This window comes from Pallidibacillus pasinlerensis (genome assembly GCF_009996845.1).
GTDB lineage: Bacteria > Bacillota > Bacilli > Bacillales > Caldibacillaceae > Pallidibacillus > Pallidibacillus pasinlerensis.
Window position 1 is genome coordinate 16,493 of the sequence record NZ_JAACYS010000034.1, and the last position, 14,109, is coordinate 30,601.

Sequence of the window (14,109 nt, forward strand, 5' to 3'; positions counted from 1 at the left end):
ATTTTACTTTTCAAGTTTTTCCAACTCCTTCCAAACTTCTTGAAAAATTTCATTGTATAGTGGATGGTTTCTTGCTTCAAAGGGGGTAATTTTAGCTAATTCATCAGGTATTTCAAAAACTTTATGGACCGTACCAGGTCTATTCGTAAATAAGTAAATCCGATTGCTCATAGCGATGGCTTCACCAATGTCATGGGTTACGAGGATAGCGGTTTTTTCAAATTGCTTTAACGTTTCAAATACGAGGTCTTCTAATTTTAATTTTGTTTGAAAGTCAAGGGCTGAAAAGGGTTCGTCTAGGAGTAAAAGCTTTGGATTTGTTGCTAAAGTTCTTACAAGGGAGACACGCTGACGCATGCCGCCTGAAAGTTGAGTAGGATATTGATTTTTCACATGGCTAAGACCCATTTCATTTAATAAAGCTAGCGTTTTTTGTTTTGTTTTTTCATTTAATTGATTTGTCAGTTTTAAACCGAGAAAAATATTTTCTTGAATCGTTTTCCATGGAAACAAATAATCTTGTTGCAACATATAACCTGTATTTTTATTTGTTCCAACAATTGTTTCTCGGTCGAGAATGACTTTGCCGATAGTTGGTTGAATTAAACCGGCTACAATCGAAAGGATTGTCGTTTTTCCACATCCACTAGGACCAAGAATCGATATAAATTCTCCTTCTTCAATGGAAAGATTGACGTCTTTAATAGCTAAAGTGCGGTCCTTTTTTGAGAAATAAATATGACTGACATCTTGAATTTGTAAGAAGCTCATAACCAGCCTCCTTTCGCTGACTACTGACGAAAAATTTTCTTGTACAATTACTTCAATACTTTTTCGGCAAACTCTGTATTGACGTATGTTTCATAATCAATTCTTTCTGGTAGTTCACCTGCTTCTTCCATAATATCTTGTAAATTGTTCCATTCTTCCTCATCTAAAATTGGATCCTCTGCGAAAGATTTTTGAGCTTTATAACGCTCTACTGATGAAGTAATAATTTCTAAATCAGTATCTTCGAAGAAAGGTGCAATTGTTTCAGCAACTTCTTCTGAAGGTGTGTCATATACCCATTGTTGTGCTTTATATAATGCGTTCACAAACTTTTCAATAATTTCTTCGTTTTCATTAATATAACTTTCTTTTGCCATGAAAGTTGTATATGGGATGTGTCCGCTTTCCTCACCAAAGGATGCAACAATATAGCCTTTTCCTTCTTGTTCAAAGATACTTGCTGTTGGTTCGAATAATTGAACGAATTCGCCTGTCCCTGAGGAAAAAGATGGAGCGATATTTGCAAAATCAACATTTTGAATTAGCTCTAAATCTTCATGAGGGTCGATTCCGTGTTTCTTTAACACATATTCGCTAACCATTTGTGGCATACCACCTTTACGCTGACCGAGGAAAGTTGAACCTTCGAGCATATCCCAAGTAAAGTTTTCAATTGGTTCTCTCGATACAAGGAAAGTACCATCTGTTTGAGTTAATTGAGCAAAGTTAATAATTGGATCATCTGTCCCTTGTGCATTAACATAAATACTAGTTTCAGAACCAACTAAGGCAATATCTGCGCCATCGGAAATTAGTGTCGTCATTGTTTTATCTCCACCTGGAACGGTTGTTAAATTGATTTTTAAACCTTCTTCTTCAAAAAATCCTTTTTCAATAGCTACATATATTGGTGTATAAAAGATGGAATGGGTTACTTCAGCAATTCTTACCTTTTGTAAACCGTCTAGTTGAGCAGTACATGCGGTAAAAATTAGCGTAAAAATCACCATTGTAAAAAGAGCTTTCAACAATTTTAAACCTTTCATTAAATGTTCCCCCCCATTATTCATAAATGCACTTTCCGATACGTTATCGTATGTTTGAATAAAAAAATGTGTGTATGCCTAGATAAAAAATACGTGGTTATATACTTGTCATAAAATGAAATTGTTTGTAAATTAGAAATTTTGGTATACTTTTAGTAAGGAGGGATGGATGATGGCGATGTCTATCCAAATCGAATCGTTTATTAATACGTACGGTAAAGAAAAAAGAATTGAGGAAAATAACTTTGAACTTATTTTAGATGGATATCATTTATATCCAATGGATGTGCCGATTTATGTGAAAAGAAGGGAATCGGATACACCAGTCGGAGAAGGTATCATAAAAAGTCTTTTATTGTCAGAGGGAAAAACTAAAATAGTTTATACACTAACAGCGTTAAAAAGTATTAATTAAATTTTAATAGAGTTGTTACAAATGGGCCAATTCTCTCGGTCCGTTTTTGTTTTAGGTTGCTTTTAAACGGTATTATTCTCTTCAATTGTTAAAGAGTATTTCGAACTTTACTTTATTCTAAAAACCTATTAATATAATTTTAAGATTTATTTAATAATTACCAAAAATAAGATTAAATTTAACTGATTAAATGTTGCGGTAAAATGATATCTGGATATAATAGGTTATATAGTTTTTTGATTTTTTGTAATAACACTCTAGTGTGAATTAACAAAAAACTCTTGCTATTGTAATGAATTTGTAATAATATTAAATTCAAATATATTTAGAAAGTTATAATTTAGGAATTTTACACCAAGCAGGGAGGGCAGATTTTTGGCTAATCAACCACTATTACAAATAAAAAATCTGACAACATCATTTCGTATTCAAGATGAATACTATCCTGCGGTTGACAATGTTTCATTAAATGTAAATGAAAACGAAGTGTTAGCTATTGTAGGGGAATCCGGATGTGGAAAAAGTGCGCTAGCATTATCAATAATGAGATTACATAATGAATTGAATACAAAATTAGAAGGAGAAGTAAATTTTAAAGGACAAAATTTACTATCTCTGTCAACTGCAGAAATGAATAAATATCGAGGCAAGGAAATGGGAATGATTTTCCAAGATCCATTAACTGCCTTAAATCCGTTAATGAGAATTGGTCAGCAAATTGAAGAAGCAATGAGAAATCATCTCGATTTATCAGATGCTGAAATGAAAGCAAGAAGTTTGGAATTACTAAAAAAAGTAGGGATTCCAAATCCTGAAAGAACATATATGCAATTTCCCCATGAACTTTCAGGTGGTATGAGACAAAGGGTAGTGATTGCAATCGCAATTTCCTGCGAACCTAAATTTCTTATTGCTGACGAACCAACTACAGCATTGGATGTGACAATACAAGCCCAAATTTTAGATTTAATGCTTGAATTACAAGAACAAATGAAAACAGGAATTATTCTTATTACCCACGATTTAGGTGTAGTTGCAGAAATGGCAGACCGAGTTGCTGTTATGTATGCCGGTCAAATTGTTGAAATTGCAGATGTCTATACACTATTTAGAAATCCCTTACATCCGTATACGAGGTCACTATTTAATTCAATTCCTTCAGCAGCAGAAGGTTCAGACCGTTTACATGTGATTCAAGGGATTGTACCGTCTCTAAAAAATCTTCCTAGAACAGGATGTCGTTTTTCTAATCGAATACCTTGGATTAAAGAGTCTGCCCATGAAAGCAACCCAACATTACATGAAGTAGAGAAAGATCATTGGGTACGCTGCACATGTTATCAAGATTTCCATTTTCCTGGTGATGCGGAGGCAGAGAAAATATGACATTACTTAAAATAGAAAATTTAAAAGTTTACTATCCTGTTCGAGGCGGATTTTTTAGAAGAGTAATAGATCATGTGAAAGCGGTTGACGATATTTCCTTTGAACTACAACCTGGAGAAACTTATGGTTTAGTAGGAGAATCAGGTTGCGGGAAAACAACAACGGGCCGGACAATAATTGGTTTAAATCGTCCAACTGCAGGGAAAATTACCTTTAATGATGTTGAACTTACGAAGATTACGAGAAGAGATTTTTATAAATATAGAAAAGATATCCAAATGATTTTCCAAGATCCATATTCTTCATTGAATCCTAGAAAAAGAGTAATAGATATTATCGCAGAACCGATTCGAAATTTTGAAAGATTATCACCGAAAGAAGAAAGAATGAAGATAATGGAAGTGTTGGAAAAGGTAGGACTAAGTCCTGAATCTATTTATAAGTATCCACACGAATTTTCCGGTGGTCAAAGACAAAGAATCGGTATTGCACGAGCACTTACATTAAATCCAAAATTAATTATTGCTGATGAACCTGTATCAGCATTAGATGTTTCTGTTCAAGCTCAAGTATTAAACTTTATGAAAGACATTCAAAAGGAATTTAACTTAACGTATCTATTCATCAGTCACGATTTAGGAATTATTCGACATATGTGTGACCGTATTGGTATTATGTATCGCGGTCGTTTAGTTGAAGAGGGGACTAAGGAAGAAATCTTTGAAAATCCTCAGCATATATATACGAAACGATTATTATCTTCTATACCTCAAATGAACCCTGAGGAAAGATTGAAACATATGGCATTTCGTAAAGAAGTTAACCAAGAGTTTAAAAATAATTATGATAAGTATTTTGATGCTGAAGGAAAAATATTTGATTTAAAACCAATTAGTGAAACACATTCAGTGGCATTACCGTAGAGAGGAGCGTAAAAATGTTTAAGTTTATACTCAGAAGATCACTAATCGCTATCCCTCAGCTCTTCTTATTAAGTATATTAATCTTTTTACTAGCTCAAGCGATGCCTGGTGACGCTCTGTCAGGGCGGTTTATTAACAATCCAAACTTAGATCCAGCATATCAATCTGAATTAAGAGACAAATTAGGACTAAATGATCCTTTGCCACAACAATACGCTCGCTGGATTGGTAACTTAGTCCAAGGCGAATTAGGTATGTCTTATGTACATAACGTCAAAGTTGAAACGATGTTAGAAAGTCGAATTGCTAATACTTTCTGGCTTGGCTTAGCGACTTTAATATTGACATATCTAATTGCTATACCGCTTGGAGTTATTGCGGGTAGGTGGCCTGATACCTATACTGATAAGTTTATAGTTACTTATAGCTATGTCAGTTTCTCGATACCGATTTTCGTATTTGCGTTAATTATGTTGTATATTTTTGGATTTACTTTAGGTTGGTTCCCAACCGGTGGAAGTGTAGATGTACGAGTAGAACCTGGTTCTTGGGATTGGTACTTATCGAAATTACACCATCTATTATTACCAGCATTATCGTCAGCACTACTGGCAACAACATCAACAATCCAATACTTACGGAATGAGATTATTGATACAAAATTAAAGGATTTTGTAAAAACAGCAAGAGCTAAAGGTACACCGGAACGTAAGGTTTATTCACGACATATTTTCCGAAATTCATTGTTACCGGTGGCAGCCTTCTTAGGATATGACATCGTATTTATTTTAGGTGGTTCAATTTTTATTGAACAAATCTTTAGTTACCCTGGATTAGGCCAATTGTTTGTCGATTCAATTACACAAAGAGACTTTGCGGTCGTCAACGTACTGGTTATGTTATACGGATTTTTATCCATTTTAGGTACATTACTATCCGATATTATTTTAAGTATCGTTGATCCGCGAATCCGAATTGATTAAAAGCCTAATAAGGGGGGGAAGAAAATGGCTACGCCAGCAGTAAACAACAATAATACTGAAATAGAAAAAGTAAAATCACCATCGGGTTTTAAAATCATCGTTCGAGAATTTATAAAAGATAAAGTGGCCTTAATCTCACTGATTTTATTTTTAGGTATCGTTTTATACGTATATATATATTCAATGGGATTAGACACAAAAGAGGTAACTAGAGTAGATATATTTAATCAATTTCAAGAACCTGGCCCTGTCCATTGGTTAGGTACCGATTACGGCGGACGTGATGTCTACAACCAATTAATTTTAGGTGCTAGGAACTCATTGACAATTGGTATTGCAATTACATTAATTACTTCAATTATAGGGATAGCTTTAGGGCTATTAGCAGGGTATTACGGTGGCTGGGTTGACAACGTCGTCATGAGAACCGTTGACTTCGTACTCGTTCTACCAGCACTTATGATTATTATCGTATATGTATCCATTGTACCTGAATTTGATGTTAGGAAATTTATATTCATAATGAGCCTTTTCTATTGGACCTCGAAATGTCGACTTATCCGATCAAAGGCTTTAGCTGAAAGGGAACATGAATATGTAGCGGCATCCAAAACACTAGGGACGCCGGATTGGAAAATTATGCTATTTCAAGTACTACCAAACTTAAGTTCTATCATTATTGTAAATATGACACTAAACTTAGCAGGAAATATTGGAATAGAAACTAGTTTAACTTATTTAGGTTTCGGGCTTCCGGAAAGTGTGCCAAGTTTAGGTACGTTAATCTCTTATTCAAGAAACCCGGAAGTTATGGAAAATAAACCTTGGGTTTGGTTACCTGCAGCAATACTAATTTTAGTATTGATGCTGTGTATAAATTTCATCGGTAATGCATTGAAACGTGCTGCCGATGCAAGACAAAGATTAGGTTAAAGGGGGAATTGCTGTTATGGCGAAAAGAGGAAAATTTAAGTTTCTAAGTATTTTCCTTGCGTTGATCCTCATCCTTTCCGCATGTTCAAGCGGTTCTGGAGGCTCATCCAGTAGCGGTGATAGCGGATCAAAAGGCGGAGGAGACGAAGCAAAACAGGAAGAAAAAGTGGATGAATCTCTATTTCCAAAAACAGTCGTTAACGACAATGAGGAAATTGAAGGAGGTTCTATCAACGTAGCTCTAGTATCGAATACACCTTTCGAAGGAACGCTAGACTGGCAGTTTTATGAAGGTGCACCAGATCGTGAGGTTTTAGACTGGTTTTCTGAGCCAATTTTTGGTTATGATGAAAACTATCAAATCACAAATGATGTAGAATCAGCGGCGAAGTTTGAACTTTCAGAAGATCATAAAACAATAACGATCACAATTGAAGATGGAGTATATTGGCACAATGGTGAACCATTAGAAGCTGAAGACTATGCATACTCCTACTATATTATAGGACACCCGGATTACCAAGGTGTTCGTTATGGGGATACTTTAATTTCTGATATCGTAGGTATGGAAGAATATCATGCTGGTAAAACAGATGAAATTTCAGGTATCGAAGTTGTTGACGAAAAAACAGTAAAGATTACATGGAAAGAAGCAAATCCATCTATTCTTTCTGGTATTTGGGCATATGCAGCTCCAAAAGATCATTACGGTGATGTTCCAATAGGTGAATTAATTAATTCAGAAAAAATTCGTACTGATGTTGTTGGTTTTGGTCCATTTAAGGTGAAAAACATCGTACCTGGTGAATCTGTAGAGTATGAGGCTTTTGAAGATTACTATGGTGGAAAGCCAAAACTTGATTCTGTTGTATTAAAAGTTGTTTCTCCACAAACAATTAAGAAAGAATTAAAAAGTGGAAATATCGATATTGCAACTTTCCCAAGTGATCAGTATGAAACTGATTATGAACCATCAAACTTCCAGTTATTAGGACGAGTTGAGAATGCTTATACGTATATTGCGTTTAAATTAGGTCGTTGGGATGAAGAAAAAGGCGAAGCTGTTCAGGATCGAGATACTCCACTACAAGACGTAGAATTACGTAAAGCAATGGCCTATGCAATTGATAATGATGCAATTGCGAAAAACTTCTACAATGGTTTACGTTCAAATGCAAGTACTTTAATGATTCCATTCTTTGAAGATTTTCATAATCCTGACATTGAAGGATACTATTATGATCCAGAAAAGGCAAAAGAAATTTTAGATAATGCTGGATATAAAGATGTCGATGGTGATGGGTATCGTGAGGATAAAGATGGAAATAAAATGGTATTTAATTTTGCTTCCATGGATAGTGGTGAAACATCCGAACCTGTCGCCCAAGCTTATATCCAATGGTGGGATGATATAGGTATTAAAGTTCAATTATTAGAAGGTCGTCTACATGAATTTAACTCCTTCTATGATCGTATAGAACAAGATGATCCTGCTATTGATATTTATCAAGCGGCTTGGACAACCGGTACAGACCCAGATCCATATGGCTTATATTCAAAATATGCGAAGTTCAATTACCCTCGTTATGTAAATGAGGAAAATGAACAACTATTAGCTGACGGTCATTCTGAGGACGCATTTGATTTCGAGTATCGTAAAGAAGTATATGACAAATGGCAACAACATATGGTTGATAACGTACCTATCATTCCAACTTTATACCGTATAGAGCTATTTGCAGTTAATAATCGAGTGAAAGATTATACGTTAGAAGTGGGAACAGATTGGGGATATGAAGATATTGCCGTTACTTCTGAACAACCAGAAAAATAAATCATGAAAAAGCAGTGATTTTTTGAAATCACTGCTTTTTTCCATGTGTACGGACAGGATTTTCCAAGCACACACGATATTGATCCTGTCCAGGACCGTTAATTTGTTCTTGGCTATGGGGACGTCGGTGAAATTTGGTATATCACAAGAGCAAGATCATTTGTTAGTGATGCGAAAATCATTGCTAGTAAACCGCATTCATCTGGAAAGTCTAGTTTTGAGGATCATTGATAGGTTACGTTGTTAGAAGCGCATCCAATGGCACGGCCCCAGCAAACGCTCTTGTGCGCTTGCTGGGGCCGTGGCTTGTGTGCCTGATGCTTATGCTTTCGGCACAAAGTTTTTGTTGTTTCCACTGGAGTCGCCGCCAACGCTCCTTTCAAAAAATCCACTTTTTATGTCTTATTAGACACCCTTATAATCTATATAATTGGCCCGCCTAATTTTTCAATTTCTAAATTATCACTAGAAAATTTCTTAAAGTTTTCTTTAAATTGATTCGCTAGTTCTTTTGCTTTTTCAAAATAAGCATTTTCATCGGACCAAGTTTTATTTGGTAAAAGGACTTCTGAAGGTACGCCAGGCACTTCCACTGGAATCTGTAAACCAAATATTGAATCTTTTACAGTTTCAACATTATTTAATTTACCTTCAATTGCGGCGCGAACCATTGCTCTTGTATATTTTAAATTCATACGGCTTCCTGTACCGTATTCACCGCCAGTCCAGCCTGTATTTACTAAAAAGACTTGTACATTGTGCTGGTCAATTTTTTCACCTAACATTTCAGCGTAGCGGTTAGCTGGTAATGGTAAGAATGGCGCTCCGTAACAAGTTGAAAATGTTGCTTCTGGACTTGTAACACCGCGTTCGGTACCAGCTAATTTACTTGTATATCCACTTAAGAAATGATACATTGCTTGCTCTTTCGTTAATTTTGAAATTGGTGGTAATACCCCAAATGCATCGGCTGTTAAAAAGATAATGGTTTTTGGGTGACCAGCTTTGCTTGGTGTGATAATATTTTTAATGGCATGTAATGGATATGCCGCTCTTGTATTTTCTGTTAAACTTCCATCATCAAAGTCAGCTTTTCTGTTTTGATCAACGACTACATTTTCTAGGACTGATCCAAACTGAATAGCGTTATAGATTTGCGGTTCTTTTTCTTCAGAAAGATTGATACACTTTGCATAGCAACCGCCTTCAATATTAAATACGCCATCAAGGGACCAACCATGTTCATCATCACCAATTAATTTGCGATCATCATCAGTTGATAAGGTTGTTTTTCCTGTACCAGAGAGTCCGAAAAAGAGTGCCACATCTCCATCTTTGCCAACATTTGCAGAGCAATGCATAGATAGAATGTTCTGTTCAGGAAGTAGGTAGTTCATAACTGTAAAAATAGATTTTTTCATTTCACCAGCGTATTCAGTACCGCCAATTAATACAACTTTATGTTCAAATGAAACGATAATGAATGTTTCAGAACGAGTACCGTCAACTAATGGATCTGCTTTGAAGTTTGGTGCGAAAACAACTGAAAATTGTGCATCATGATTTTGTAATTCTTCTGCAGTGGGTCTAATAAACAACTGATGTGCAAATAAGTTGTGCCAAGCATATTCTGTTACTACTTGAATAGGAAGGCGATAATTTTCATCTGCACCTGCAAAGCCTTTAAAAACAAAAATTTCATCTTTTACTTTTAAGTAATCTAAAACTTTTGCATACAAACGAGTAAATTTTTCTTCCGAAATTGGTTGATTCACACTCCCCCAATCAATCTTGTCGCGCACAGAGTTTTCTTCTACAATGTATTTGTCTTTCGGTGAACGACCGGTAAATTTCCCGGTTTTAACACTTACAGCACCAGAGTTTGTAAGTACCCCTTCATTTCTACTAATCACCTTTTCAACCAATTTTGGAACGGATAATTGTGTAACAACATTTGTGCCACTAAGTAATCCTTCTAAACTTTTCACATTGTAAATTGTATTCATTTTAAAAAAACCTTCCCCTTTATGATTTCTATTTACCTTTGCATAAATAGTATAACATATTTATTTTATTAGTCTATACTAATAATCGAAAAAGTTGAAGGAATTTAAAATGTAATAAATTTTTGTTATTATGATTAGCATATTGAAAAACAAAAAATTATTACCCGTTTTAAGGGAAAAGCATTGACACATAGTGCTATTTTAATGTAGAATTTATTTTTGAATGGATACTCTTATCCAGAGTTGGTGGAGGGACAGGCCCGAAGAAGCCCAGCAACCTGCATTTTTGCAAGGTGCTAACCGATGCAAGGGATACCTTGATCGATAAGAGTGAAAGGACGCGATATTACCTTTCCTCTAATGGGGAAAGGTTTTATTTTTTTATATTCCTTTTATTACGTATTCTTTTTTTATCATAATTTGTAATTGAATAAATTAATTCGTGAATTGAAAAATGCTTAATAAATAAGAAATGTGAAAATTAATATATCCTATTACTTTAACAATACGAATTAGAAATTCGATTCGATTCATAATAACTATGAAGTATAAGGTACAAATTAATTGTTTAGCTCTAACGGGAATTTTTCGATATGCCGATTTCATTAAGGGGGATAAAGATGGCTAATAGACGATTATTTACTTCTGAATCTGTAACAGAAGGACATCCAGATAAAATTTGTGACCAAATTTCCGATGCGATTTTAGATGAAATTTTAAGTAAGGATCCAAATGCGCGAGTTGCAGCGGAAACTTCAGTAACGACTGGTTTAGTACTAGTTGCTGGAGAAATTACGACAACTTCTTATGTTGATATTCCGAAAGTTGTTCGTGATACTATTCGTGAAATAGGTTATACCCGTGCGAAATTTGGATTTGATGCAGATACATGTGGTGTTTTAACTTCGATTGATGAACAGTCGCCAGATATTGCAATGGGGGTAGATGAAGCCCTTGAATCTCGTGAAGGAACAATGACTGATGAAGAAATTGAAGCGATTGGTGCTGGTGATCAAGGTTTAATGTTTGGTTTTGCATGTAATGAAACAGAAGAGTTAATGCCATTACCAATCTCATTAGCTCATAAATTGTCCCGACGTTTATCCGCAGTAAGAAAAGATGGTGTTTTAGCATACTTACGTCCAGACGGAAAAACCCAAGTAACTGTGGAATATGATGAGAACGGAAAGCCGGTAAGAATTGATACAATCGTTCTTTCGACTCAACATGATCCAGAAGTAACTTTAGAACAAATCCAAAAAGATATGAAAGAACATGTGATTCATCCGGTTGTACCAAGAGACTTAATTGATGATCAAACGAAATATTTCATTAACCCAACTGGTCGCTTCGTAATTGGTGGTCCACAAGGAGATGCGGGCTTAACAGGACGGAAAATTATCGTAGACACGTACGGTGGCTATGCTCGTCACGGAGGGGGAGCTTTTTCAGGAAAAGATCCAACAAAAGTTGACCGCTCTGCCGCTTATGCAGCACGCTATGTAGCGAAAAATATTGTCGCAGCAGGTTTAGCAGAAAAATGTGAAGTACAATTTGCTTATGCGATTGGTGTTGCTCAACCTGTATCAATTGCAATTGATACATTTGGAACAGGAAAAGTTAGTGAGGATGTATTAGTAAAGCTTGTACGTAAACATTTTGATTTACGTCCAGCTGGCATTATTAAAATGCTAGATTTACGTCGTCCTATTTATAAACAAACAGCAGCTTACGGACATTTTGGACGTACAGATTTAAATCTTCCATGGGAACAAACAAATAAAGCGGAAATTTTAAGAAAAGAAGCGCAAGTTGATTAAAAAATAAATAAACTTTTTTTATAAATAAAAAGGTCCACCTTCACAAACATGATTTAGTTATATGGAAACATTCTAAATCGTATCGTTTGTATGAGGCGGACCTTTTTTCAGTTATAATTTTTATTCATGTAAAATTCTCCGATAAATTTCCGGCGTTCGTACAATATCAGCTAATGTAAATTTATCTAACACTTGTAAATACGCCTTTAAAGCTTCGTTAAATATATGGGTTAATCCGCAATAGTTGGTCAGTACGCATGGATCAGGATGATTCGGATCCATACAATCAACTAAATAAAATCCATCTTCTGTTTGACGAACTAATTCTCCAATATTTATTTCATTCGGTTGCTTTGCTAATTTAAAGCCTCCATTTCTTCCCCGAATCGTTTCGATATAACCTAGTTTACCAAGATTATGGATTACTTTCATTAAATGATTTCTTGAAATCTTGTAAGCATCAGCAATCTCTTGAATATTACATAATCGATTTTGATTCATTGCGGCAAGATATATTAATGTACGTAACGAGTAATCTGTATATAAAGTCAGTCGCATGAACATCACCAATTCTTAATTTCGTTTCTTTTATTATAACATAATTAAAATCTATTAATATTTTTACTAAAATTGTGAACGTTTTTTTAAACATGTATTTAGAATATTGCTTTTTGAATACGCTTTCGATACAGTTAAGATGTATTTAAAATATATGTTTAAAAGGAGAGGACGAAATGTTATCAGAGAAAACAATTGAGATTGTGAAATCAACGGCACCTGTTGTAAAGGAGTATGGTACTAAAATAACGAAGGTCTTCTACAAAAAAATGTTGGGGGAAAATCCTGAACTATTGAACTATTTTAACCATGTAAACCAAAAAGTCGGTTCTCAACCAACGGCTTTAGCAAATTCGATTATTGCTGCTGCAGAAAATATCGATAATCTTGAAGCGATTATTGGTCCTGTAAAAACGATAGCGCATAAACACAGAGCATTAAGTATACGTCCAGAACATTATCCAATTGTTGGCGAAAACTTGTTATATGCGATAAAAGAAGTTTTAGGCGATGCTGCAACTGATGAAATCTTAAAAGCATGGGAAGAAGCTTATGGAGAAATTGCTAACGTATTTATCCAAATAGAAGCGAAAATGTATGAAGAAGCTGCGCTTAAACGAGGTGGTTGGGCAGACTTCAAACCATTTACAGTTGTGAAAAAAGTAAAAGAAAGCGATGAAATCACATCCTTCTACTTAAAAGCACTTGACGGTACACCTGTTCCAGAATTCCAACCAGGACAATACATAACAGTAAAAGTTGTAATCCCAGGTGAAAAATTCGTTCATAACCGTCATTACAGCTTATCTCAAGCACCAGGTAAAGAGTACTTCCGTATTTCTGTAAAACGTGAAGCAGACCGAGAGCCAATCGGTAAAGTATCTAATTACCTACATGATCAAGTAAATGAAGGAGATTTATTAGACGTAAGTGCACCAGCTGGAGAATTCATTCTTAATACTGCTGAAGAAGAACCGGTAACATTTATCGCGGGTGGTGTCGGCATTACTCCTTTATATAGCATGTTTGAAACATTAGTAGATAACGGAAGCAAACGTGACGTAACATTTATTCAAGCAGCAAGAAATGAAAAAGTTCGCGCATTTGCTGATGATTTGAAAGAATTAGTAGCGAAAGCGGAAAATGCAAAACTTTACACAGTTTTAGATGAAAAAGTAAATGAAGATACTGAGGTTGATCTTTTAGGTCATATTAATAGAGAGTTTTTAGAAAAAGTAGTGAAAAAAGATAGTGTGGTTTACTTATGTGGTCCACAAGCATTCATGAAAGCAATGGTAGACAATCTAACAGCGATTGGCGTTGCTGAAGAAAAAATTCGCTATGAATTATTCGGTCCACAATTACAAGGTTTAAATTAATTTTTTACCTTAATAACACTATTTTCATAGTAGATATATAGATTTTAGTTTAAAT

General features: G+C 35.0%; 12 protein-coding genes and 1 riboswitch. Of the genes, 8 read left to right on the forward strand and 4 right to left on the reverse strand.

What is annotated here, in order from left to right:
- Nucleotides 1-3: 3 nt before the first annotated feature.
- Together GW534_RS08660 and GW534_RS08665 are read right to left on the reverse strand one after the other, a co-directional pair.
- Entirely contained in the window at nt 4-771 is a 768-nt protein-coding gene (locus tag GW534_RS08660) for an ABC transporter ATP-binding protein (RefSeq protein WP_161920629.1), read from the reverse strand.
- Between the two features lie 47 nt (nt 772-818).
- The gene (locus tag GW534_RS08665) at nt 819-1,781 is read right to left on the reverse strand and encodes an ABC transporter substrate-binding protein (RefSeq protein ID WP_246204039.1); all 963 of its coding nucleotides are present in this window, start codon (nt 1,779-1,781) and stop codon (nt 819-821) included.
- 208 nt (nt 1,782-1,989) lie between these two features.
- Between GW534_RS08665 and GW534_RS08670 the strand changes: the two genes are divergently transcribed.
- From GW534_RS08670 to opp4A, 6 genes are all read left to right on the forward strand, one after another.
- On the forward strand, nt 1,990-2,232 hold the full coding sequence (locus tag GW534_RS08670) for a DUF2584 family protein (RefSeq protein WP_161920631.1): 243 nt from the start codon (nt 1,990-1,992) through the stop codon (nt 2,230-2,232).
- A 375-nt stretch (nt 2,233-2,607) separates the two neighbouring features.
- Nucleotides 2,608-3,618, forward strand: coding sequence for an ABC transporter ATP-binding protein (locus GW534_RS08675; protein WP_161920632.1), 1,011 nt, complete (start codon nt 2,608-2,610; stop codon nt 3,616-3,618).
- Entirely contained in the window at nt 3,615-4,541 is a 927-nt protein-coding gene (locus tag GW534_RS08680) for an ABC transporter ATP-binding protein (RefSeq protein ID WP_161920633.1), read from the forward strand. Before GW534_RS08675 ends, GW534_RS08680 begins: the two co-directional genes overlap by 4 nt.
- 14 nt (nt 4,542-4,555) lie before the next feature.
- Nucleotides 4,556-5,524, forward strand: coding sequence for an oligopeptide ABC transporter permease (gene opp4B / locus GW534_RS08685; protein ID WP_161920634.1), 969 nt, complete (start codon nt 4,556-4,558; stop codon nt 5,522-5,524).
- A 24-nt stretch (nt 5,525-5,548) separates the two neighbouring features.
- Nucleotides 5,549-6,457 carry an ABC transporter permease gene (locus GW534_RS08690; RefSeq protein ID WP_161920635.1) on the forward strand — a complete coding sequence of 303 codons (909 nt, stop codon included), beginning with the start codon at nt 5,549-5,551 and terminating at the stop codon, nt 6,455-6,457.
- A gap of 16 nt (nt 6,458-6,473) precedes the next feature.
- Nucleotides 6,474-8,291: an oligopeptide ABC transporter substrate-binding protein gene (gene opp4A / locus GW534_RS08695; protein ID WP_161920636.1), complete on the forward strand. Its 1,818-nt coding sequence runs from the start codon at nt 6,474-6,476 to the stop codon at nt 8,289-8,291.
- Between the two features lie 422 nt (nt 8,292-8,713).
- On the opposite strand, the gene pckA is transcribed toward opp4A, so the two are convergent.
- Nucleotides 8,714-10,297 carry a phosphoenolpyruvate carboxykinase (ATP) gene (pckA, locus tag GW534_RS08700; protein WP_161920637.1) on the reverse strand — a complete coding sequence of 528 codons (1,584 nt, stop codon included), beginning with the start codon at nt 10,295-10,297 and terminating at the stop codon, nt 8,714-8,716.
- Nucleotides 10,298-10,527: 230 nt separating this feature from the next.
- A riboswitch (SAM riboswitch) is annotated at nt 10,528-10,628 on the forward strand.
- A 289-nt stretch (nt 10,629-10,917) separates the two neighbouring features.
- Here pckA and metK point away from each other — a divergent pair.
- The gene (gene metK, locus GW534_RS08705; protein ID WP_161920638.1) at nt 10,918-12,117 is read left to right on the forward strand and encodes a methionine adenosyltransferase; all 1,200 of its coding nucleotides are present in this window, start codon (nt 10,918-10,920) and stop codon (nt 12,115-12,117) included.
- Nucleotides 12,118-12,237: 120 nt separating this feature from the next.
- Here the strand turns inward: metK and GW534_RS08710 are convergent, their stop codons facing one another.
- A complete protein-coding gene (locus tag GW534_RS08710; RefSeq protein WP_161920639.1) occupies nt 12,238-12,675 on the reverse strand; it encodes an RrF2 family transcriptional regulator in 438 nt (145 codons plus the stop codon).
- 176 nt (nt 12,676-12,851) lie between these two features.
- On the opposite strand from GW534_RS08710, the gene hmpA reads away from it, so the two are divergent.
- Nucleotides 12,852-14,054, forward strand: a complete 1,203-nt coding sequence (gene hmpA, locus GW534_RS08715) for an NO-inducible flavohemoprotein (protein WP_161920640.1) — start codon at nt 12,852-12,854, stop codon at nt 14,052-14,054.
- The last annotated feature ends 55 nt before the right edge of the window (nt 14,055-14,109 follow it).

Coding starts and splice junctions, on each gene's coding strand:
- GW534_RS08670 (WP_161920631.1), top strand. CDS start 1,990: ATGGCGATGTCTATCCAAATCGAATCGTTTATTAATACGTACGGTAAA.
- GW534_RS08665 (WP_246204039.1), bottom strand. CDS start 1,781: ATGGTGATTTTTACGCTAATTTTTACCGCATGTACTGCTCAACTAGAC.
- opp4A (WP_161920636.1), top strand. CDS start 6,474: ATGGCGAAAAGAGGAAAATTTAAGTTTCTAAGTATTTTCCTTGCGTTG.
- pckA (WP_161920637.1), bottom strand. CDS start 10,297: ATGAATACAATTTACAATGTGAAAAGTTTAGAAGGATTACTTAGTGGC.
- hmpA (WP_161920640.1), top strand. CDS start 12,852: ATGTTATCAGAGAAAACAATTGAGATTGTGAAATCAACGGCACCTGTT.
- GW534_RS08680 (WP_161920633.1), top strand. CDS start 3,615: ATGACATTACTTAAAATAGAAAATTTAAAAGTTTACTATCCTGTTCGA.
- opp4B (WP_161920634.1), top strand. CDS start 4,556: ATGTTTAAGTTTATACTCAGAAGATCACTAATCGCTATCCCTCAGCTC.
- metK (WP_161920638.1), top strand. CDS start 10,918: ATGGCTAATAGACGATTATTTACTTCTGAATCTGTAACAGAAGGACAT.
- GW534_RS08710 (WP_161920639.1), bottom strand. CDS start 12,675: ATGCGACTGACTTTATATACAGATTACTCGTTACGTACATTAATATAT.
- GW534_RS08690 (WP_161920635.1), top strand. CDS start 5,549: ATGGCTACGCCAGCAGTAAACAACAATAATACTGAAATAGAAAAAGTA.
- GW534_RS08660 (WP_161920629.1), bottom strand. CDS start 771: ATGAGCTTCTTACAAATTCAAGATGTCAGTCATATTTATTTCTCAAAA.